The organism is Mitsuokella multacida DSM 20544 (assembly GCF_000155955.1).
Lineage (GTDB): Bacteria > Bacillota > Negativicutes > Selenomonadales > Selenomonadaceae > Mitsuokella > Mitsuokella multacida.
On the sequence record NZ_GG697141.2, the window covers coordinates 15,548 to 37,642 of the forward strand.

At 61.0% G+C, this 22,095-nt stretch carries 22 protein-coding genes; 21 read left to right on the plus strand and 1 reads right to left on the minus strand.

The features are described 5' to 3' along the window. Positions 1 to 15 precede the first annotated feature (15 nt). From MITSMUL_RS00075 to MITSMUL_RS00100, 6 genes are all read left to right on the plus strand, one after another. Positions 16 to 651 carry a peptidylprolyl isomerase gene (locus tag MITSMUL_RS00075; RefSeq protein ID WP_005838788.1) on the plus strand — a complete coding sequence of 212 codons (636 nt, stop codon included), beginning with the start codon at positions 16 to 18 and terminating at the stop codon, positions 649 to 651. Further along, the gene (locus MITSMUL_RS00080) at positions 651 to 914 is read left to right on the plus strand and encodes a GIY-YIG nuclease family protein (RefSeq protein WP_005838790.1); all 264 of its coding nucleotides are present in this window, start codon (positions 651 to 653) and stop codon (positions 912 to 914) included. The genes MITSMUL_RS00075 and MITSMUL_RS00080 overlap by 1 nt, the downstream gene beginning before the upstream one ends. Before the next feature lie 38 nt (positions 915 to 952). Next, on the plus strand, positions 953 to 1,423 hold the full coding sequence (greA, locus tag MITSMUL_RS00085; protein WP_005838792.1) for a transcription elongation factor GreA: 471 nt from the start codon (positions 953 to 955) through the stop codon (positions 1,421 to 1,423). A gap of 26 nt (positions 1,424 to 1,449) precedes the next feature. Further along, entirely contained in the window at positions 1,450 to 2,970 is a 1,521-nt protein-coding gene (gene lysS, locus MITSMUL_RS00090) for a lysine--tRNA ligase (protein WP_005838794.1), read from the plus strand. A gap of 157 nt (positions 2,971 to 3,127) precedes the next feature. Next, complete coding sequence (locus MITSMUL_RS00095; RefSeq protein WP_005838795.1) at positions 3,128 to 4,261, plus strand: amidohydrolase; 1,134 nt, start codon at positions 3,128 to 3,130, stop codon at positions 4,259 to 4,261. 29 nt (positions 4,262 to 4,290) lie between these two features. Next, entirely contained in the window at positions 4,291 to 5,124 is an 834-nt protein-coding gene (locus MITSMUL_RS00100; protein WP_005838796.1) for an amidohydrolase family protein, read from the plus strand. A gap of 91 nt (positions 5,125 to 5,215) precedes the next feature. Here the strand turns inward: MITSMUL_RS00100 and MITSMUL_RS00105 are convergent, their stop codons facing one another. Next, positions 5,216 to 6,496, minus strand: a complete 1,281-nt coding sequence (locus tag MITSMUL_RS00105) for an MFS transporter (RefSeq protein WP_005838798.1) — start codon at positions 6,494 to 6,496, stop codon at positions 5,216 to 5,218. 489 nt (positions 6,497 to 6,985) lie between these two features. On the opposite strand from MITSMUL_RS00105, the gene MITSMUL_RS00110 reads away from it, so the two are divergent. The 15 genes from MITSMUL_RS00110 (at position 6,986) to rpe (ending at position 22,063) form a co-directional block, all read left to right on the plus strand. After that, complete coding sequence (locus MITSMUL_RS00110) at positions 6,986 to 7,909, plus strand: LysR family transcriptional regulator (RefSeq protein WP_005838802.1); 924 nt, start codon at positions 6,986 to 6,988, stop codon at positions 7,907 to 7,909. 63 nt (positions 7,910 to 7,972) lie between these two features. Further along, entirely contained in the window at positions 7,973 to 9,238 is a 1,266-nt protein-coding gene (gene pepT / locus MITSMUL_RS00115) for a peptidase T (RefSeq protein ID WP_005838804.1), read from the plus strand. Positions 9,239 to 9,319: 81 nt separating this feature from the next. Next, positions 9,320 to 9,787, plus strand: a complete 468-nt coding sequence (gene def / locus MITSMUL_RS00120; protein WP_005838806.1) for a peptide deformylase — start codon at positions 9,320 to 9,322, stop codon at positions 9,785 to 9,787. Further along, entirely contained in the window at positions 9,784 to 10,722 is a 939-nt protein-coding gene (gene fmt, locus MITSMUL_RS00125; RefSeq protein ID WP_005838808.1) for a methionyl-tRNA formyltransferase, read from the plus strand. Before def ends, fmt begins: the two co-directional genes overlap by 4 nt. A gap of 3 nt (positions 10,723 to 10,725) precedes the next feature. Next, a complete protein-coding gene (locus MITSMUL_RS00130; RefSeq protein WP_005838809.1) occupies positions 10,726 to 11,526 on the plus strand; it encodes a DUF116 domain-containing protein in 801 nt (266 codons plus the stop codon). Positions 11,527 to 11,572: 46 nt separating this feature from the next. Continuing rightward, a complete protein-coding gene (gene rsmB / locus MITSMUL_RS00135) occupies positions 11,573 to 12,931 on the plus strand; it encodes a 16S rRNA (cytosine(967)-C(5))-methyltransferase RsmB (protein ID WP_005838812.1) in 1,359 nt (452 codons plus the stop codon). Between the two features lie 4 nt (positions 12,932 to 12,935). Further along, a complete protein-coding gene (gene rlmN / locus MITSMUL_RS00140) occupies positions 12,936 to 13,979 on the plus strand; it encodes a dual-specificity RNA methyltransferase RlmN (RefSeq protein ID WP_005838814.1) in 1,044 nt (347 codons plus the stop codon). Between the two features lie 90 nt (positions 13,980 to 14,069). Then, positions 14,070 to 14,804, plus strand: a complete 735-nt coding sequence (locus MITSMUL_RS00145; RefSeq protein WP_040635163.1) for an FhaA domain-containing protein — start codon at positions 14,070 to 14,072, stop codon at positions 14,802 to 14,804. After that, positions 14,805 to 15,257 carry an FHA domain-containing protein gene (locus MITSMUL_RS00150; protein ID WP_005838818.1) on the plus strand — a complete coding sequence of 151 codons (453 nt, stop codon included), beginning with the start codon at positions 14,805 to 14,807 and terminating at the stop codon, positions 15,255 to 15,257. A 5-nt stretch (positions 15,258 to 15,262) separates the two neighbouring features. Beyond that, on the plus strand, positions 15,263 to 15,967 hold the full coding sequence (locus tag MITSMUL_RS00155; RefSeq protein WP_040635165.1) for a Stp1/IreP family PP2C-type Ser/Thr phosphatase: 705 nt from the start codon (positions 15,263 to 15,265) through the stop codon (positions 15,965 to 15,967). Continuing rightward, positions 15,964 to 17,232, plus strand: a complete 1,269-nt coding sequence (locus MITSMUL_RS00160; protein WP_005838822.1) for an FtsW/RodA/SpoVE family cell cycle protein — start codon at positions 15,964 to 15,966, stop codon at positions 17,230 to 17,232. Before MITSMUL_RS00155 ends, MITSMUL_RS00160 begins: the two co-directional genes overlap by 4 nt. Beyond that, entirely contained in the window at positions 17,225 to 18,619 is a 1,395-nt protein-coding gene (locus tag MITSMUL_RS00165) for a peptidoglycan D,D-transpeptidase FtsI family protein (protein WP_005838824.1), read from the plus strand. The genes MITSMUL_RS00160 and MITSMUL_RS00165 overlap by 8 nt, the downstream gene beginning before the upstream one ends. A 66-nt stretch (positions 18,620 to 18,685) precedes the next feature. Next, entirely contained in the window at positions 18,686 to 20,470 is a 1,785-nt protein-coding gene (gene pknB, locus MITSMUL_RS00170) for a Stk1 family PASTA domain-containing Ser/Thr kinase (RefSeq protein ID WP_005838827.1), read from the plus strand. A 55-nt stretch (positions 20,471 to 20,525) separates the two neighbouring features. Further along, a complete protein-coding gene (gene rsgA / locus MITSMUL_RS00175; RefSeq protein ID WP_005838829.1) occupies positions 20,526 to 21,422 on the plus strand; it encodes a ribosome small subunit-dependent GTPase A in 897 nt (298 codons plus the stop codon). Beyond that, positions 21,419 to 22,063, plus strand: a complete 645-nt coding sequence (gene rpe / locus MITSMUL_RS00180) for a ribulose-phosphate 3-epimerase (RefSeq protein WP_005838831.1) — start codon at positions 21,419 to 21,421, stop codon at positions 22,061 to 22,063. The genes rsgA and rpe overlap by 4 nt, the downstream gene beginning before the upstream one ends. Positions 22,064 to 22,095 lie beyond the last annotated feature (32 nt).

The following is a 22,095-nucleotide window of genomic DNA, read 5'->3' on the forward strand; positions in this document are numbered from 1 at the left end:
AGAGGATAGGGTAAAATGAAGAAGGTATTCCTGCTGCTGCTCGCCATGGTCTTGATGACGGGCAGCTGCCTTGCCGCATCTGGCAATGCATCCGGCAATGAGAGAACAACAAGCGTCCAAGACGGTCCGGCCGTCAAGGATGTCCATAAAGACGTTCATAAAGGAGATAAGAAAATGGTAAATCGCATCGCAGTATTTGAGACGAACCTCGGCAACTTCAGCGTGGAGCTCTTTGAGGACGAGACGCCGATCACGACGGAGAACTTCATCGACCTCGCCGAGAAGGGCTTCTACGACGGCGTCATCTTCCACCGCGTCATCGACGGCTTCATGATCCAGGGCGGCGACCCGGAGGGCACGGGCATGGGCGGCCCGGGCTACACGATCGAGGACGAGTTCCGCGACGACCTGCGCTTTGACGGCGAGGGCATCCTCGCGATGGCCAACACGGGCATGCCGCACACGGGCGGCAGCCAGTTCTTCATCACGCTCGACAAGACGCCGTGGCTCAACGGTCATCACACGATCTTCGGCAAGGTCAAGGAAGGTATGGACGTCGTGCGTCGCATCGGCCATTCGGAGACGGACATGGCGGACCGCCCGCTCGAGGACGTCGTCATCAAGACCATCGAGATCAAGTATCCGGAGTGATGGCAGAGGCGTACACCTACATCCTCGAGTGCAAGGACGGCAGCCTCTACACGGGCTGGACGAATGACCTGACGCGGCGCGTCAAGGCGCACAACGAGGGGCGCGGCGCGAAGTACACGCGCTCGCACCGCCCAGTCCATCTCGTCTACTTCGAGTCCTTTGCGACGAAGGAAGAAGCGCTCGCGCGCGAGGCTGCTATCAAGAAGCTCACGCGCGCGGCAAAGCTCGCCTTGATTGACACAGCTGAAGAAAAAAAATTATAATAAGTAAGTTAAACTGAAACAAAAAGGGGCGTTTTATCATGGCAGATAAACAGGTCATGCTGACCGAAGAAGGCTATAATAAACTCGTAGAAAAGCTCAATTACCTCAAGAGCGTCAAGCGTATCGAGATTGCGCAGCGCCTGAAGGCAGCTATCGCACTCGGCGACCTCTCCGAGAACTCGGAGTACGATGACGCCAAGAATGAGCAGGCATTCCTCGAGGGCGAGATCCAGGACCTCACGGCCAAGATCCGCAACTCGCACATCATCAAGGCCGGTGCCGGCGACGTTGTCCAGATGGGCAGCAAGGTCACGGTCAAGGACATCGAGTTCGGCGATGAGGAGACCTTCATGCTCGTCGGCTCGACGGAGGCAGACCCGGACGAGGGCAAGATCTCGAACGAGTCCCCGCTCGGCCAGGCACTGCTCGGCCAGAAGAGCGGCAGCGTCATCGATGTGCATGCTCCGGCCGGCATCATCAAGTACGAGATTCTCGATATCAAGGGCTGAGCCAGCAATCCTGTCAGATTGGAGTAATGGAAAGTATGTCAGATAAGAAGCAGAAGGGGCAGCAGGCTCCTGTGGAAGACCTCAATGAGATGATGAAGGTCCGCCGCGAAAAGATGGAAGAGTTCCGCGCCATGGGCGTGCCGCCGTTTGGCCATCGCTACGATGTCACGGACTATGCCGAGCCAATCAAGGAGAAGTACGCGCACCTCGAGGGTGACGAAGAGGGCGGCGAGGTCCGCATCGCCGGCCGCCTCATGGCCATCCGCGGCCACGGCAAAGCATCGTTCTGCACGCTCAACGACCGCACGGGCAACATCCAGGTCTACTTCAAGATCGATGTGCTCGGCGAGGATAAGTACAAGAACCAGTTCAAGAAGCTCGACATCGGCGACATCGTCGGCATTCGCGGCATCGTCTTCAAGACGCATCGCGGCGAGGTGACGGTCCGCGTCGAGGATTTTGACCTGCTCTCGAAATCCCTGCGCCCGCTGCCGGAGAAGTTCCACGGCCTGCAGGATGTCGACATCCGCTACCGTCAGCGATACCTCGACCTCATCATGAACCCGGAGGTCCGCGAGACCTTCCGCAAGCGCACGAAGATCATCCAGTCCATCCGCTCGTACCTCGATACGCGCGATTACCTCGAAGTCGAGACGCCGGTGCTCTCGACGATCGCCGGCGGCGCTGCGGCGCGCCCGTTCGTCACGCACCACAATGCGCTCGACATCGACCTCTACCTGCGCATCGCGACGGAGCTCAACCTCAAGCGCCTCGTCATCGGCGGCTTCGACCGCGTCTACGAGATGGGCCGCGTCTTCCGCAACGAGGGCATGGACGTCCGCCACAATCCGGAGTTCACGACGATCGAGTTCTATCAGGCGTACGCGGACTATACGGACATGATGGACATCACCGAAGGCATTGTCGTCAATGCCGCTAAGTCGGTTCTCGGCACGCCGGTCATCAACTACCAGGGCGTCGAGATCGACCTCTCGAAGGTCAAGCGCATCAGCATGAACGACGCCGTCAAAGAGGCGACGGGCAAGGACTTCCTCTCCTGCGAGACGGTTGAAGAGGCCCGCAAGATGGCCGATGAGATCGGCGTCCCGTACGAGCAGCGCCATGGCATCGGCGGCATCCTCAACCAGGCCTTCGAGGAGAAGGTCGAGGAGACCCTGATGCAGCCGACGTTCATCACGGGCCATCCGACGGAGATCTCGCCGCTTGCCAAGCGCAATCCGGAAGACCCGCGCATCACGGACCGCTTCGAGTTCTTCATCTACGGCCGCGAGCTGGCCAACGGCTTCACGGAGCTCAACGACCCGATCGACCAGGAAGGCCGCTTCCTCGACCAGCTCAAGCAGCGCGAGGCTGGCGACGATGAGGCGCACGTCATGGACCGCGACTACATCACGGCCATGGAGTACGGCCTGCCGCCAACGGGCGGCGTCGGCATCGGCATCGACCGACTCGTCATGCTGCTGACGGACGCGCCGTCCATCCGTGACGTCTTGCTGTTCCCGACGATGAAGCCGCTTGCCGAATAAGGCAGAATACGAATGATTGAAATGACTTCTGGCACCGTTAGGTGCCAGGAGTTTTTTCTATATCAGGCAACAGAACGATTGACACGAGCCCTGCGCTATATTACAATATCGGTAAAACATATTAATTAACTATGTATATAGATTGAGAGGGACAGACATGAACGAAAGAGAAATCCTCCAGAAGATAACCGACGAATTCTACTGGTTCCACCGCCATCCGGAGCTCTCCTACGAGGAAGTCGAGACGACGAAGCGCCTCAGAGACGACCTCGCGGCGGCAGACATCGAGGTCCTCGACCTGCCGCTCAATACAGGCCTCGTCGCCAAGGTCGGCACAGGAGAGGCGCCGTTCATCGCGCTGCGCTGCGACATCGACGGCCTGCCCATCCAGGAGGAGTCGGGCCTCGACTACGCCTCGGAGCACGCGGGACGCATGCATGCCTGCGGTCATGACTTCCACATCAGCACGGTGCTCGGCTCAGCCTACCTGCTCAAGGCGCAGGAAAAGGATCTTGCTGGCACGGTCTACCTGATCTTCCAGCCGGCGGAGGAAGCGCCGGGCGGCGCGCGCAAGGTCATGGAGACAGGCGTGCTCAAGGAAGTGCAGGCCATCTTCGGACTGCACACGTCGCCGCTCTACGATGTCGGCACGCTCGGCATCCGCGCGGGCGCCGTGACGGCTTCCGTCGACAAGTTCACGGTGACATTCTGCGGCAAGGGCACGCATGCGGCGCATCCAGAGCGCGGCACGGACCCGATCGTCATGGCGGCGAGCTTCGTCACGGCGGCGCAGAGCATCGTCTCGCGCAACATCGACCCCGCACATCCGAGCCTCGTCTCGATCACGCACATCGAGAGCGGCAACACCTGGAACGTCATCCCCGAATCCGCGTGGCTTGAGGGCACGGTCCGCTGCCTGACGGCGGAGGACCGCAAGCGCATCAAGCAGCGCATCTACGAACTCGCAGAGGGGCAGGCGGCTTCCTTCGGCGGTCATGCTGAGCTGACCTGGTATGCCGGACCACCGGCGACGAATAACACGCCCGCCTGGACAGATTTTGCCATCCAAATGGCCGAGGAGTCGGGCCTGACCGTGGAGCCGGCCCCCGTCAATCTGGCCGGTGAGGACTTCGCCTACTATCAGGAGGAGATCCCCGGTGCTTTCGTGCTCGTCGGCACGGGCAAGTCGCCGGCCAACCACAACCCGAAATTCCACGTTGATCCGGCAGCCCTCGGACCGGCTGCCAAGTACATGGCGCGTCTCGCCAAAGAGGCCTTTGCACGCCTCTGAGGCGATGCGCCGAGATAAGGTGAAAGTCTATGAAAATTATCGATGCACATCTTCACTTTGCGACGGATGCCTACTTTGACGAGATTGCCAAGGCGGCAGAGCACGAGAACAGCGCCGACCACCTGCTCGAGCAGTACAGGATGCGCGGCATGGTGCACGGCATCGTCATGGGCAATCTGCCCGTCGAGGAGCTCGAGCCCGCTTACCCGCCGTTCCTGTCCTACTGCATCGGGCTCGACAGCCAGGTATTCGACATGGCGAAGCTGCCGCAAAAGCTCCATCTCATCGAGCAGCATCTGAGGAGCGAGCGCTGCGTCGGCATCAAGCTCTATCCGGGCTACGCTTCGTTCTATCTCTACGACGACCGGCTCACGCCCATCTATGAGCTGGCCGCGCGCTATAAGAAGCCAGTCGCGGTCCACACGGGCCTGACGGCGACGGATAAGGCGCTGCTGAAGTACAGCCACCCGCTCGTCATGGATGAGGCGGCGACGAAGTTCCGCGAGGTGCAGTTCGTCATGTGCCACTTCGGCGAGCCGTGGTTCACTGACGCGGCAGCCGTCATCGAGAAGAACCCCAATGTCGCAGCAGATCTCTCGGGGCTCTTGGAGCGCAAGATACCGGATTTTGCGGCGTTCTGCGAGAAGAAGCATTTCTACATCGAACGGCTCAAGGGCTGGCTCGAGTATCTCGACCTCTATGATCGCTTCATGTTCGGCACGGACTGGCCGCTTGCCAACCTCGGGGATTACATCGCCTTCACGAAGGAGATCATCCCAGAGGAGCACTGGCAGGAAGTCTTCTATGAGAACGCCGTGCGCATCTACCATCTGAAGCCGGAGTCGATGCTCGCTGTCCGATGAGGCAGCGGCTCCCCATACGAAAATACGGTATCCATCGTAAGGATGGATACCGTATTTTCGTATGGGGTATTGGAAATCGTGGGAGTCTTGGTCAGTGCGCTGCGGCGAGGCGCTTCTCGTAGAAGCGCTGGCGGCGCTCGGCGATGATTGTCTTGGCCTCGCTATCGCGGTCCATCTGATGGCGCGTGAAGCGATGATGGCGTGCGAGCAGGTAGTAGTAGAGCGCGATACCGCCGAGGGAGATGGCACCGGCTGCGAGATAGACGAAGGAGAAGCCGAAGCTCGGGACAAAGCTGCCGAGCGTGTACGGGCCGACGCCGATGCCGAAGTCGAGCAGCACGAAGTAGGTGCTCGTCGCGACGCCGACCTGATGCATCGGTGCGCAGTGAACGGCGAGTGCATGGCAGGAAGCCGTCGTCGTGCCGTAGCCGAAGCCGAGAAACAGGGCGCCGATGAGCATTGCAGCATCCGTGCTGGCCGTGCCGATGAAGGCCATGGCGATGGCCATGCAGATGAGTGCCGGGTAGATGACGACGTTGCCGCCGAAGTGGTCGAGCAGGTATCCCGTCAGCGGGCGGCTGATGAAGGACGTAGCGGCGAAGCAGAGGAAGAAGCCCGTCGCGCCGATGCCCGTGATGCCGATGTGGGCCGTGTAGGCGCCGAGGAAGCTCAGGACAGTGGAGTAGCAGACGCCTGCCATCAGGGCGATGCAGGAGATGGCGAGGGCTTTGATGGAGAAGAAGCGGTCGAACGATACCTTGTGGAGGTCGGCCTTCTCTTCCGGCAGGATCGTGCGCTCCGGTGCCTTGATGAAGAAGGAGAGCGCGAAGATGACGAACGTGGCGACCGAGCAGATCTCGATGGCGAGCGTGAACTCATGCGCAGAAGTGAGATTCATGGCGATGAACGGGCCGATGGCCGAGGCCATCGTGACGCCGAGCGTGAAGTAGCCGATGCCCGTGCCCATGCGCTTGAGCGGGACGAGCGCGGCGACGACCGTGCTCGCCGCCGTCGAAGTCGTGCCGAACGAAAGGCCGTGCAGGAAGCGGACGACCATGAAGACCTCGAGCGTCGGCGCGAGCTCGTAGCAGAGGACAAGCAGGAAGAACATCAGCGTTCCCGCGAGGAACATCTTGCGGCGGCCGACGAAGTCGATGAAGCGTCCGGCCGGGATGCGGGCGAACAGGGCGCCGACGATGAAGAGGCCCGAGGCGAGGCCGGCCATGCTGATGGAGGCATTCCATGTGTAGATGGCATAGGCCGTGGACCAGAGCATCAGGAGGAAGTGGACCGAATAGACGAGGAAGTTGACGCCAATGTCGAATACGTAATCGCGCGACCAGAGGCGCGTCGGGGCAGCTACATCTGCCATATCAGAAGACTCCTTTCCAGCTGAAACAAGTTTCTTGTGATGACGTGGATGATGGATTGCCGTGCAGTGCGCGACGGTCAGCATGCGGTAGGCATCGCTCTCTGACATGCCTGTCTCTGCACAGAGCTCTTCAACATAATCCAAGGGGATACGGTTATTCAAAATCTCTCACCTGCTTATCAAATGATTAAAACGCTTATCGGAAATACTTATGGATGAAATCTGAAACTCAGTATAGTCGTCTTTTTCCGGGCCGTCTAATGTATTATTTTCACAAATAAGATGCGAATTGTGCATAATCAAGGCAAATCCTCGCAATTCTTGCAGGAAATTCATGATAAATGCTTTGTATACATGGATACATTGCAAAAAACTCATGGAAAAGAAGCAGGAAAACGTTGTCAGTCTATGCACCCATGCATATAATAGACTATAACCTAAAGTAATTATGCATAGTATGCAAGAAAGTAAGAAACGAGGAACAATAGAATGGAATTGACACAACTCAAGTATTTCCAGGCGATGGCCAAGTGCCACCATTTCACGCAGGCGGCGGAAGAGATGGCCGTCTCGCAGTCAGCACTCTCCCGCTCCATCCAGAAGCTGGAGCAGGAGCTCGGTGTCACCTTGTTCGAGCGCCATGGCCGCACGTCGGAGCTGACCGAGGCCGGACAGAAATTCCTGTTCCACGTCGACCGCGTGATCCGCGAACTCGCCCTGGCTGAGCAGGAGATCGAGCTTGATAACGGCGGCGCAGGCGTCGTGCACCTCTCGTTCCTGCACTCGCTCGGCGACACCTTTTTGCCGCTGATCCTGCGCCAGTTCCACGAGCGCTACCCGCACATCGATGTCAAGCTCAACCAGCAGAACTCGTCGATGCTCTCGGAGCAGCTGACGAGTGGCGAGACGGATATCTGCCTCTGCTCGACGATGAATGAGCCCGACACGGCCTGGATGTACCTCTGGTCGGAGGAAATGTTCCTCGTCGTGCCGGAGGATCATCCGCTCGCTCAGAAGTCGCGCGTCAACTTGCGCGAGATCGAAGACGAGCCTTTCGTCGCTTTGAAGCCGGAGTACACGCTGCGCCAGCAGGTCAACCAGTTCCTCGACCTTGCGGAGAGCCATCCGCAGATCGTCTTCGAAGGGGATGAGGTCCACACGCTCGTCTCGTTCGTCGCGGCGCACCTTGGCGTCAGCATCCTGCCGCATGTGCCGTGCACGGAACACCTCGGCGTCGTCTTCGTGCCGATATCGTTCCCGCTCTGCAAGCGCGCCGTCGGCATCGCCTGGAATACCTCGCGGCCGCTCTCGCCGGCCGCCATGACGTTCCAGCAGTTCACGATCCATCACTTCGTGCATGACGGCGAGATTCCCCTGACGCAGTCGCAGGACGGCGGAAAGGCGGCGCGCTGACTTGTCGCTGTCTGCGATTCTTGGTATAATGATATGATGATTTAATAGTACGAGGTGATCGACATGAAAATGGAAATCAAGATGGAGACCGTCGTCAAGCGGTTCCGTGATTATATTTCCTTCAATACACAGTCGGATGAGGCAAATGACAAGGAATGCCCTTCGACACAGGGACAGATGGTGCTCGCAGAGCATCTGGCAGAGGAGCTCCGCTCTATCGGCCTCACGGAGGTGACGGTGGATGAGCATGCCTACGTCATGGCGACGCTGCCGGCCAACGACGACGGCGATGCGCCGGTCGTCGGTTTTATCTCGCATCTCGATACGAGTCCTGATGCGGCGGGCGGTCCCATCCACGAGCAGATCATCCGCGCGTATCCGGGTGGCGATATCGTGCTGAACAAGGAGAAGAACATCGTCTTCTCAGTAGCGGATTTCCCAGGCATCGAGCGCTACAAGGGCCAGGATATCATGATGACGGACGGCACGACGCTCTTGGGCGCGGATGACAAGGCCGGCGTCACGGCCATCGTCAGCGCGGCGGAATACCTCATGGCACATCCGGAAATCCGGCACGGCAAGATCCGCCTGGGCTTCACACCGGATGAGGAGACGGGCCGCAGCGCGGACCGCTTCGACGTCAAGGCGTTCGGCGCGGATTTCGCCTACACGGTCGACGGCGGCGAACTCGGCGGCCTGGAGTACGAGAACTTCAATGCGGCCAACCCGACAATCGTCTTCCACGGCCGCAGCGTCCACACGGGCGATGCCAAGGGCAAGATGAAGAATGCGGTCTCGATGGCCGCGGAGTGGCAGCAGATGCTGCCGGCCGGCGAAAAGCCGGAGTACACGGAAGGCCATGAGGGCTTCTTCCATGTCCACACGATCCATGGCGGCGTCGAGACGGTTACGATGGAGATGCTCGTGCGCGACCACGACCGCGCGCATTTCGAGCGCCGCAAGGCGCTGCTAGATGATATGGCCGCGTTCTTCAACAAGAAGTACGGCGAGGGCTCTGTCGAGGTGCATCATCGCGATGTCTACTACAACATGCTCGAGAAGATCGAGGATGGCAATATGTGCGTCGTGGATCTCGCGCGTGCGGCCATGGAAGAGGTGGGCGTCGAGCCGGATGTCCAGCCAATCCGCGGCGGTACGGATGGTGCACGCCTCTCGTTCATGGGCCTGCCGTGCCCGAACCTCTTCACGGGCGGCGCGAACTTCCACGGCCGCTTTGAGTACTTGCCGCTGCCGTCGCTCAAGAAGGCGGCGGAGGTAGTCCTCGCCATCATGGTCAAGGTCGGACAGACGGCCAAGGAACGCAAATGAGAATGCAGTGATTGATAGACGCGTCAGGCAGCCTGGCGCGTCCGTGCTATTGTATAAGAGTATAAAAGGAGAATTTTCTTTATGGCAATATTGGAAATCAAGAAGGCAGGAGCACCGGTCCTCAAGGAGGTCTGCGCTCCAGTGGAGAAGATCGACAAGGATCTGCGCAAGCTGCTCGACGACATGGCCGTCACGATGTATGAGAGCGATGGTGTCGGCCTCGCAGCGCCGCAGGTCGGCCGTCCCATCCGCGTCGTCGTCATCGACTGCCAGGACGACCACGGGCTCATCGAGCTCATCAATCCCGTCATCACGTTCCGTGAGGGCACGGCGACGGACACGGAGGGCTGTCTTTCCGTGCCGGGCATCTACGGTGAGGTGGAGCGTGCGGCCAAGGTCAAGGTGGAATTCCTCAACCGACGCGGCAAGAAGCAGCATCTGACGGCAACGGGACTACTGGCCCGCTGCATCCAGCACGAACTCGACCATCTCGAAGGCCAGCTCTTCATCGACATCGCCAAGAGTCTGCACAGGGGGAATCAGGCATGAAGAAGTTTCGCGTCATTTTCATGGGCACGCCGGAGTTTGCCGTGCCGTGCCTTGCGGCCCTCTACGAGCACTGCGACGTCATCGGCGTCGTGACGCAGCCGGACAAGCCGAGAGGCCGCGGCCAGAAGCTCGTGCCGTCGCCAGTCAAGGCCTGGGCCGAGGCTCACGGCCTGCCCGTATGGCAGCCGAAGAAGATCAAGGAAGAGGCATTCACGGCCTTCCTCGAGGAGCAGAAGCCGGACCTCATGGTCGTCGTGGCCTTCGGCCAGATTCTCTCGCAGCGCATCCTCGATATCCCGCCGTACGGCTGCATCAATGTGCACGGCTCGCTCTTGCCGCGCTACCGCGGTGCGGCGCCGATGCAGTGGTGCGTCATCGACGGCGAGAAGAAGACGGGCGTTACGACGATGTTCATGGACGCCGGCCTCGATACGGGCGACATGCTGCTCAAGGCAGAGTTCCCGATCGGCCCGGACACGACGCTCGAGGAGGTCCATGACGGCCTCATGGAGCTCGGCGCCAAGGTGCTTATCGAGACGCTCGAAGCGCTCTCGGCTGGCACGCTCAAGCGCATCCCGCAGACGGGTGAGTCGAATTACGCGCCGATGCTGACGAAGGAGACGGGGCACATCCACTGGGCAGAGCCTGCCAAGAAGATCCACGACCTCGTGCGCGGTCTCGATTCGTGGCCTGGTGCCTACACGTTCCTCGGCGGCAAGAAGTACAAGATCTGGCGCACGCGCTGCACGGCGGAGAAGACAGCCGAGCAGCCGGGCACCATCCTGCGGGCCGACAAGAAAGAAGGTCTCTTTGTGGCAGCGGGCGACGGCGTGCTGGAGGTCACGGAGCTCCAGGCTCCTGGCAAGAAGCGCATGGCGGCACGGGATTACCTCAACGGCCATGCCATCGCGCTGCCCGCTCAGTTTGAGGACTGAACTATGACAAAGGCAAAAAACGATTACGTGATGACGGGGCGCCCGAAGAAGCGCCTGTTCATCGGCATGCTGTCTCTGACGGCCGTGCTGATGGCCGCCATCCTCTACGCCATCTGGTACATCGGCGTGCCGGGACTCCGGTCCATCCAGCCCATGTTGCCCTGGATCATCGGCGCGGTGTTCACCGTCCTGGTGCTCGGGGCGTTCTTCAGCATCTTCAACATGGTCCTCGCGGTGGCGGGGCTTCCGTACCTGCCGTTCTTGCAGCGCCAGACGTACGAGCTCATCAACCTGCTCTTCCCGCTGGCCGTGCGCTTAGGGACCGTCTTTGGCATCCGGCGCCGCAAGCTCGAAGGCTCGTTCATCGCGGTCAGCAACCTCCTGTTCAACCGCATGGGCATCCGCGTGCCAGCTGACCGTTTGCTCGTCGTGACACCGCACTGCCTGCAGCTCGCTTCGTGCCCGCATAAGATCACGCGGGACCCGGAGAACTGCAAGCGCTGCGGCGCCTGTGACATCGGTGCCCTCGTGACGCTGTCGCACGAGATGGGCTTCCACTTCTTCGTGGCGACGGGCGGGACGCTCGCCCGCCAGATTGTCTACAAGACGAAGCCGAAGGCCGTGCTGGCCATCGCTTGTGAGCGAGATCTCATGAGCGGCATCCAGGATGTCTATCCGCTGCCGGCTGTCGGCGTCCTCAACATCCGCCCCAACGGGCCGTGCTACAACACGCATGTGGACATCGAGGAAGTGCGGGCTCAGCTCGAGAAGATCATCATCCCGAAGCCAAAGGATAAAAAATAAACATAGATATAAATATAAATACAGATAAGATGAATGAGGTGGATTTATGGATAAAGCGCGCGAGACGGCAGTCCGCATCCTATATGAAGTACATGAGAACGGCGCCTACGCCAATGTGGCGCTTGCAAAGGCGCTGCGCCAGCTGGACCTCGGCGAGCAGGACCGCCGCTTTGTCACGGAGCTCGTCTACGGCGCTGTGAAGGCGGGCGGCACGCTCGACTGGATCCTGCGCCGCTACGTCAGCCGCCCCGTCCGCAAGATCCAGCCGTTCGTGCGCGAGATCTTGCGGCTCGGCCTCTACCAGATCTTCTACCTCGACAAGGTGCCGGCCTCCGCTGCCTGCAACACGGCCGTGGACCTCGCCAAGGGCATGGGCGTGAAAGGGCTTTCGGGCTTCGTCAATGCCGTCCTGCGCACGGCGGTGCGCGAGCCCGAGAAGGCGGCCTTCCCGAGCGGCAAGGGCCATGCGACGGAGAACCTCGCGCTGCGCAGCCAGCACCCCGAGTGGCTCGTGCGCCACTGGGTCAGGACTTTCGGCTTCGAGGCGGCGGAGAAGCTCTGCGCATTTGACAATGAACAGCCCGTCCTCTCCGTGCGCGCGAATACCCTGCGCACAGACCGCGAAGCGCTCCTCGCTGAGCTCGCGGCGGCCGGTGCTGAGGCAGAGCCATCGCAATGGGCTCCCGAGGGCATCCTCGTGCGTCATCATGGGGCACTCGACGCGCTCGCTCCCTTGCAGGAGGGGCGCTGCCAGGTGCAGGACGAGAGCTCGATGCTCGTCGCACACGTCGTGGGACCGCAGCCCGGTGAATTCATCATCGACTGCTGTGCAGCGCCGGGCGGCAAGACGACGCACATGGCGGCGCTCATGCACGACGAGGGCCGCATCCTTGCCGGCGACATCTACAGCCACAAGCTCCAGCGCATCGAGGAGAACGCGGCGCGGCTCGGCATCCAGAGCATCGAGACAGAAGAGATCGACGCGCGTGAGATTGGTGAGCAGTATGAGGCGATGGCCGACCGCGTGCTCGTCGATGCGCCGTGCTCCGGCCTCGGCGTCCTGCGCCGCAAGCCGGACGCCCGCTGGCGCAAGACGCAGCAGGAGATCGCGGCGCTGCCAGATTTGCAGCTCGCCATCCTCGAGAGCGCGGCGAGAGCCGTCAAGCCGGGCGGCGTGCTCGTCTACAGCACCTGTACGATTGAGCTCGCCGAGAATCAGGGCGTGGTCAGCCGCTTCCTCGAGCAGCATCCGGAGTTCGAGCTGGAGACGACGGGCCACTACCTGCCACTGCCGACGAAGCATGCCGAGTCGAAGATGGTCCAGCTGTTGCCGCATATTGACGGCACGGACGGCTTCTTCATCTGCCGCATGAAGAAGATGGATCAGACGGATAAGAAAGGATAAGACGTTGAAGGATATTTTTGGACTGACCGTTGAGGAGCTCCAGGAAGCATTGCAGCCGTTCTCGCTGCCGAAGTACCGCGCCCGCCAGATTGCGGAGTGGATGTACCAGCGCGGCGCCACCGGCTTTGCGGACATGACGAATCTCTCGAAGAAGCTCCGTGAGGAGCTCTCCGGTGCCTTTGTCATCGGCCGGCCGAAGTGCAAGGACAGGCTCGATTCGTCCGACGGTCATACGACGAAGTTCCTGCTGGAGTTTACCGATGGCACGGCGGTGGAGACGGTGCTCATGCGCCAGCCCTACGGCAATAGCATCTGCGTCTCGACGCAGGCCGGCTGCAATATGGGCTGCGCTTTCTGCGCCTCGACCCTGCACGGCATGGCGCGCAACTTGACGACGGGCGAGATCCTCTCACAGGCCATCGTTATAAGTGACATGCTGCGCGCGGAGGGGCAGGGTGAAAAAGTCGACACGGTAGTCATCATGGGCTCGGGCGAGCCGCTGATGAATTACGAAAACGTGCTCGGCTTCATCCGCCTGCTGCACGAGGACTACGTCCTCGGTCTGAGCTACCGCAGCATCACGCTCTCGACGTCGGGCATCGTGCCGCAGATGTACAAGCTCGCCGAGGAGGGCATCCCCATCTCGCTGTCGGTCTCTTTGCACGCACCAGAGCAAGAACTTCGGAGCACGCTCATGCCAATCAACCGCAAGTACCCGCTCGTGGATGTCGTGCGCGCAGCGCGCCACTACGCCGAGGTGACGAAGCGCCGCGTGACGTACGAGTACATCCTCATCGACCGCGTCAACGACGGTGAGGAACAGGCGAGGGAGCTCGTCTCCCTGTTGCGCGGCCAGCTGGCCAGCGTCAATCTCATCCCCATCAACCCCGTGGCGGAGCGCCATCTTTTGCGCCCGTCGGCTGCGCGCATCGATTGGTTCGAGCACTACCTCACTGCACATCACATCAATGTCACCGTGCGGCGCGAGATGGGGACGGACATCCAGGCGGCCTGCGGGCAGCTGCGCAACAAGCACCTGGAGGGATGACCGTTTTCCGATAAATTCACAGCTTTTTCAGCAGATATCTGGTATAATGTACGGATAGTGGTCATTGTAAAAGAAACGGAGGCGAAAACCATGGGGCTAGGGACATGGGAATCGTATCTGGCCAATCACATAGAAGGTTTCTTCAACAAGAAATTCAGCAGCAGCCTTGAGACCGTCGAGCTCATGAATGGCATGGAACGGGAAGTCCGCCATCAGGCTTCGGGCAAGAAGCGGCAGGACATCGACACGGCGTTCATCTTCTCGCTGAATCCCGAGGATTACCACCGCCTCTGTGCGCGGCGCGTCATCGAGGACCTGCGGACGACGGCGGCCAAGCAGATCATCCTGCAGGACTGCGCGGCAGACGGTGTGATCACCGTGCGCATGGAGCAGGATGAGAGACTCAGCCGCGGCGTCTACAAGCTGCGCTGCGGGCGGTCCGATGAGATGGAGGACGTCTCGGCCAATACGCTCGTCCTGCAGAAGCGGCCGTCGCTCGACGGCCACGTGCCGCTCAACCTGCCGGCTTTCCACGCGATGGCGGCGCTGACGGTCGTCGAGGGACCTGACCTCGATGCCTACCTCGAGATTGGGGAGAAGCAGGTCTACATCGGGCGGCGGGACAAGAATGAATTCATCCTGACGGACACGAATGCCTCGCGGCTGCATGCCTGGATCTCCTATGAGCATCATCGCCATGTGCTCTACGACGCGCAGAGCACGAATGGCACATTTGTCGAGGGGCGGCGCATCGATTCCTGCCGCCTGCAGCATGGGGATACGATACGGATCGGCATGACGGTCCTTCGATATGAGGTGATATAATTGGCGGTGACAGCCGTTTTTCTCAAGGGCATCCGCGTGGTGCTCGAATATGGCATGCTCCTGTGGCTCCTGTGGTTTACTGTGACACTCGCGCGGCGTCTCTTCGGAGATGTGCGCAAGAAGGCAGCGGCGATCCGGGAGCCGGAGACGAAGCCGCAGGAGGCCGTCGTCTCTGTGCTGGAAGCGCCGGAGCCGGAGCTCGCGGGCAAGCGCTTTGCCTTCGGTGAGCAGCTCATGGTCGGACGCGGGCGCGACAATCACATCGTGATCCCCGAGGGCTACGTGTCGCACCATCATGCGCAGATTTATCGTCATGGCAATCAGTATGTCATCGAGGATCTCGGCAGCATCAACCATACGTATGTGAACGGTCAAATCCTGGAGGGCAGGGCGTATCTGCGCCCTGGTGACAAGATCCGCATTGGTCTCGTCACCCTTCGGTTCGAGAGGTGAGAATTTTGAGTAAGGTTTATGAAGCGACCGATGTCGGCTGTGTCAGGCCGATCAATGAGGATAGCGCCGCTGTCTTTGCCCCGGAGGTCTATGTGGTAGCCGACGGCATGGGCGGCCATGCGGCCGGAGAGGTCGCGAGCCACATCCTCGTCAAGTCCGTGCGGGAGTCTCTCTCGGGACTGCCGCATATCGAGGAGCAGGACCTCTGCGAGGCAATCCATCGTGCCAATCACGAGATCCTCGCCACGGTGGCGCAGAATCCGGACTGCCAGGGCATGGGGACGACGGCGACCATGCTGCACATCGAGGAAGGACGGGCCGTCTGGGCGCATGTCGGGGACAGCCGGCTCTACCTGCTGCGCGGCGAGAGCCTCCAGCAGATCACGCGCGACCACTCGTACGTCGAGGACCTCGTCGAGCACGGTGAGCTCACGGAGGCAGAGGCGCGCATCCATCCGCAGAAGAACATGCTGACGCGCGCCGTGGGGGTTGAGGAATCGCTCGAGGTCGACAGCGGCTGCTTCGAGGTCCAGCTGGGCGACGTACTGCTCTTGGCGACGGACGGCCTCATGAACATGGTCTCGGAAGAGGAGATCGTGGCCATCCTGCAGCAGGGCACAGCTGATCCAGCGCGGGCTCTCGTAGAGGCCGCGCTGCGCTCGGGCGGGCGCGACAATGTCACAGCCGTCGTGGTGGTGTATGCCGTATGAAGAACTGGAGTCTGCTCTTGGCGCCCTTTGGCATCCTGCTCTCGGGGCTCATCGTCCTCTACCTCAAGGCACATCCGCAGTCGGGCATCATCCACACAGAGAGCCTGCTCGGCATCTCGTACCTGCCGTGGCTCGCGGCCGTCATCGTGGCGGCCGTCGTCATGCAGGGCGTGCTCGTGCGGCGGCACATGGATACGTGCCTCTTTCCGCTCGTCATGCTGCTCGCCAGCGTCGGCGTCGTCGAGATCGCGCGCCTCAAGCCCACACTTCTCATCCCGCAGCTGCGCTGGCTGCTCATCGCGATGGTCCTGATGTTTTTCGTCATCCGCTTCTGGAATCGCATCGGCAGGCTGGTCGATTACCCGTACATCACGGGCATCTGCTGCGTCGTCGTGCTCTTCCTGCCCATCCTGTTCGGCACGGAGATCGGCGGCAGCCGCAACTGGCTGGTGCTCGGTCCGTTCTCGGTGCAGCCGTCGGAATTCGGAAAGATCCTCATCGTGCTGTTCCTCGCGGCGTACCTCTCGGATCACCGCAAGGTGCTCACGCTGCCGAAGCGCAGACTGCTGTTCCTGCAGCTGCCGCCGCTTCGCTTCATCGCGCCGCTCATCTGCATCTGGAGCATCGCGGTCCTGATGTTTGTCGTGGAGAAAGACCTTGGCTCGGCCTTGCTGTTCTTCGGCATCGCCGTGCTCATGACGTACATGGCGACGGGCAGCCGTTCCTATGTCTTCCTGGCTCTGTTCTTCATGGGCATCGCCGCAGTCATCTGCTACATGGGCTTTGCCCATGTGCGCGTGCGCTTTGATATCTGGCTCAATCCCTGGCAGGACCCGAACGGCATGGCCTATCAGGTCGTCCAGTCCCTGTTTGCCTTCGGCACGGGCGGCGTCTGGGGGACCGGCTTTGGCTACGGCCATCCGGGCTTCATCCCCGAGGTCCACACGGACTTCATCTTCGCCGCCATCGCAGAGGAGATGGGCCTCATCGCCTCGCTGATGCTCATGGCCTGCTATGTCATGGCCTTCTGGCGCGGCATCTGCATCGCGCTCTCCTGCCCGCAGGAGAAGGAGCTGTTGCTCGCCGCTGGCTGCAGTGCGCTCTTATTGATGCAGGCCTTCATCATCATCGCCGGCGTGACGAAATTCCTGCCGCTGACGGGCATCACGCTGCCCTTCATCAGCTATGGCGGCAGCTCGATGGTGTCGGGATTCATCTTGCTCGGCATGCTCTTATCCCTGTCAAAGGAGCGGAAAAATGTCTGACTGGAAAATCAAGCGGCAGGTTCTCAGGGCGGCATCGTTTGCGATGGCCCTGTTCGGCCTGCTGGCTGTTTATATCATCTATCTTTCGACCTGGGATGCGGATGACCTCGCGAAGAATCCGCTCAACATGAGGAGCGCCGCAGCCCAGTCGGATATCCAGCGCGGGTCCATCCTCGCGGCGGACGGCCAGGTGCTGGCCGAGACGCGCCCGGATGGCCGCCGCGTCTACCCGTTCGGCGTGAGCATGGCCGCCGTCACGGGCTACAACGGCGAGAACATCGGCAGTGCCGGCATCGAGGGCCATGCCAATCAGGCCCTGCTCGGCCTGACGGCCGACATGAGCCGGCTCGGCCCGCTCTCGCAGCTCCTGCAGTCGGAGCGCGGCAATGATGTCAAGCTGACGATCGAGCCGGCTGCCCAGAAGGCGGCAGTCGAGGGACTCGGCAACCGACGCGGCGCCGTTGTCGCGCTCGATGCGAGGACGGGGGCCGTGCTCGCGATGGTGAGCTCGCCTTCGTACGACCCCAATGACATCGAGTCGAATTGGAAGTCGCTGTCCTCTCAGGAGGACAGTCCGCTCCTCAATCGCGTGGTCCAGGGACTCTATCCGCCGGGATCGACCATCAAGCCGATGATTGCGGACGCGGCGCTGACGGACGGCGTGACGAACGCATCGGAGATCTTTGACTGCGACGGCGTCCTCGACGTCGGCGGTGGTCACACGATACGCGAGAGCCACGGAGAAGTCCACGGCCGCGTCGACCTCAGGCAGGCTGTCACAGAGTCGTGCAACATCACCTTCGGCACGCTCGGCATGCGCATGGGGGATGAGAAGCTCAAGAATGCTTTTTCGCGCTTCGGTTTCGACCGCGAGATCGGCGATGAGATCCTCATGACGAAGTCGCATTTCCCGGACTTCGGCAAGCTGTCCAAGGGCGATCAGGCCCAGACGGCCATCGGCCAGAGCGCGCTGCTCGTCACGCCGATGCACATGGCGCTGCTCGCCGACGCCTTTGCCAATGGCGGCAAGGTCATGAAGCCGTACCTCGTGCAGGATGTCATCACGCCGGGCGGCACGGTCGTCTACAAAGCACAGCCTTCGCGCTGGCTCACGGCCACGACGCCGGAGATGGCCTCCGTCATCGACAGCTATATGGAAGATGTCGTGACGAAGGGCACGGGCACGGCGGCGCGGGTACAGGGCGTCCGCGTGACGGGCAAGACCGGCACGGCCGAGAATCCCGCAGGCAAGGATCACGCCTGGTTCACCGGCTCGGCCGAACTGCCGGCGCGCAAGATCGTCTTTGCCATCATCGTGGAGAATGGCGGCGGAGGCGGCACAGAAGCCGCGCCGATTGCACGAGACATCATTGAGAGCCTGATGTGACTCTTCTTAGATCGTTAGATACTGGAATAATCCACTTGGAATACTGGAATCGTAGGGGGAACGGATATGGTACAGCGTATCTTGGATCAGCGCTATGAACTCGAAGAGCTGATCGGCGGAGGCGGTATGGCCGATGTCTACAAGGCAAAGGATTGCCTGCTCAATCGGCCTGTGGCCGTCAAGATCCTGCATGAAGAGTTCAAGCAGGACAAGGAATTCATCGATAAATTCCAGCGTGAGGCCCAGGCGGCAGCACGCCTCTCGCACCCGAATATCGTCAACATCTACGATGTCGGCGTAGCGGACGGCGACCACTACATCGTCATGGAATACGTGCCGGGCCGCACCCTCAAGGACCGCATCCGCCAGGAGGGGCACCTCTCGGTCAGCGAGTCCCTGCGCGTGGCCCGCGAGATCGCGGAAGCGCTCGCGCACGCGCATGCGAACAACCTCGTGCACTGCGACATCAAGCCGCACAACATCCTCATGATGGCCGACGGCCATGCGAAGGTGGCCGACTTCGGCATCGCGCGCGCGGTCACAGAGTCCACGATGACGTACAGCGGCAATGTCATCGGCTCGGTCCATTACTTCTCACCGGAGCAGGCCAAGGGCACGATGATCACGCCGAAGTCGGATGTCTACTCGCTCGGCGTCGTGCTCTACGAGATGCTGACCGGCAAGCTGCCGTTCACGGGCGATAACCCTGTCAGTATCGCGGTCAAGCACCTGCAGGAGGAGCCGGTGCCTGTACGCCAGATCGACCCCGCCATCCCACCCGTCGTCGAGGCCATCGTCTCGAAGGCGATGAGCAAGGACCCGGCCATGCGCCCGACGAGCGCGGAGCTCGTGCAGGACATCAGCCAGGCCGAGCGCATGCTCATGGCGGGCTCGCAGCCGATGCCGCAGATGGCGCCGATGGCGCAGGACCCCGATGCGACGCAGGTCCTGCCGCGCGTCCAGCCCACGCAGCAGCCCATACCTCCGCGCCGCGCGCCGCAAGATGAAGGCTATGACGAGGACGAACCCGAGAAGGAGAAGTCCATCTTCAAGTCGAAGAAATTCATAGCAGGTTTGCTCGTCGTCTTGCTGGCTGGCTTCTTTGTAGGCGCGTTCATGAGCTACGGCAAGTTCTGGAGCACGGCGGAAGTCACAGTCCCCGATGTCACGGGCAAGCAGATGACGCTTGCGCGCCAGATCCTCGAAGACAAGAAGCTGCGCGTCAACGTGGCGGAGACCTACAATGCCGATGTGCCGGCGGGACAGGTCGTCTCACAGAATCCGACGGCTGGCTCCAAAGTCAAGGAGCAGCGTCTCGTCACGATCTACGTCAGCAAGGGCGGCGAAGAGATCGAGATGCCGGACCTCACGGGACTCTCGAAGTCGGATGCCGAGGCCCAGCTCAAGAAGATGGGGTTGAAGCTCGGCTCAGTCTACGAGAAGTACTCGAATGAAGAGGCGGGCACGGTCATCAAACAGGACCCGAAGGCGGGCACGAAGATTAGCCGCGGCCAGACGGTCGACCTCACGGTCAGCAAGGGCAAGCAGAGCCACAAGGTCAGCGTGCCGGATGTGACGGGCGTCTCGCTCGATGCAGCGAAGGCCGCTCTGCAGAGCCGCGGCCTCAGGGTCGGCAGCGTCTCGAAGCAGGAGAGCCGTCAGGCGGCAGGGACTGTCGTCAGCCAGTCGCCGGCGAGCGGTGAGGTAGAAGAGGGCTCGAGCATCAGCCTGGTCATCGCCGAGCCGGCCAAGCAGCAGGTCCAGAAGACCGACAAGAAAGACCCGGAGAAGAACAGCAACAGCGAGGCAAAAGTCCCATCCAAGCAGAATGAGACAGGCAAAGAGCGGTGACGCATTGCCCGCACACGTATTATAATTGTAATAGACAAGGATAGCAGGAGGGTACATGGTAGAAGGTCGCGTCATCAAGGCGTACAACAGTTTTTTCTATGTCATGACGGAAGCGGGGCTCGTGAGCTGCAAGCTGCGCGGCAAGTTCAAGAAGCGGCGGCAGAGCACGGGCGTCGTGCCGGGCGACCGCGTCGCCATCGAGCTGCTGCCCGACGGCACGGGCGTCATCGAACAGCAGCTGCCGCGCGTGAACCTGTTGCGCCGGCCAGCGGTGGCCAACCTCACGCAGGTCATCCTGACGTTTGCGGCGGCAGCACCTGACCTCCATCCGCTTCTCCTTAACCGCTTTCTCGTACTAGCGGAGTGGTCGGGCATCCCGAAAATCGTCATCTGCGTCAACAAGATGGACCTGCACGAGGGGCCCTGGCAGGATTTCCTGCGCGACTACGAGACAATCGGCTACCCCGTCGTGCGCGTCTCTGCGCAGACGGGGCAGGGCATCGATGTACTGCGCAGCCGTCTGCGGGGGGAGGTCTCCGTCTTCGCGGGGCCGTCCGGCGTCGGCAAGTCCTCGCTGCTCAATCAGGTCAATCCAGCTCTGACGCTGGCGACGGGGCATGTCAGCGAGAAGATCAAGCGCGGCCGCCACACGACGCGCGTCGCGGAGCTCCTGCCCTACGAGGGTGGCTACATCGTCGACACGCCGGGCTTCAGCGCCATGGAGATGGCGGAACTTCAAGTGACCGACCTGCCGCATTATTTTCCGGAATTCCGCCCGTATGAGGGCGCCTGCCGCTTCTCGCCCTGCAGCCACACACACGAGCCGGGCTGCGCGGTCAAAGCGGCCGTAGAAGAGAGAAGCATCACGCGCGAGCGGTATGATGCTTATGAACAGATTCTGCAAGAAGTCAAGGAAGCACAGATGCTTGCCAGAAAGAAGGAATACAAATGATCAAGATTGCACCGTCCATCCTTTCCGCCGATTTTGCTCACCTGGCCGATGAGGTCAAGCGTGTCACGGACGCCGGCGCCGATTACATCCACATCGATGTCATGGACGGCACGTACGTGCCGAACATCACGCTGGGCTCACCTGTCGTCAAGAGCCTGCGCAAGGCATCGAAGGGCGTCTTCGATGTCCACCTGATGGTCGAGCATCCCGAGACGCAGATCGAGGCCTTCGCTGAGGCCGGCGCGGACATCATCACATTCCACATCGAGGCGGCCAAGCACAGCCACCGCATCGTGCAGCAGATCAAGGCTGCCGGCTGCAAGGCTGGCATCGCACTGAATCCCGGCACGAGCCTCGCGATGATCGAAGAGCTCTTGCAGGACCTCGACATGGTCCTCATCATGACGGTCAATCCGGGCTTCGGTGGCCAGAAGTTCATCGAGTCGCAGCTCGAAAAGATCCACATGCTGCGCCACACGATCCAGGACATGGGCTTCGACTGCGACATCGAGGTCGACGGCGGTATCAACGAGGAGACGAGCCGTCTCGTCCGTCAGGCCGGCGCCAATGTGCTCGTGGCGGGTTCGGCCATCTACGGCGCAGAAAATATCGAAGAAGCCATCAAGAAGATCCGCGGCTGAGCGCCGCTCAAAAATAGCAGGGAGTAATCATC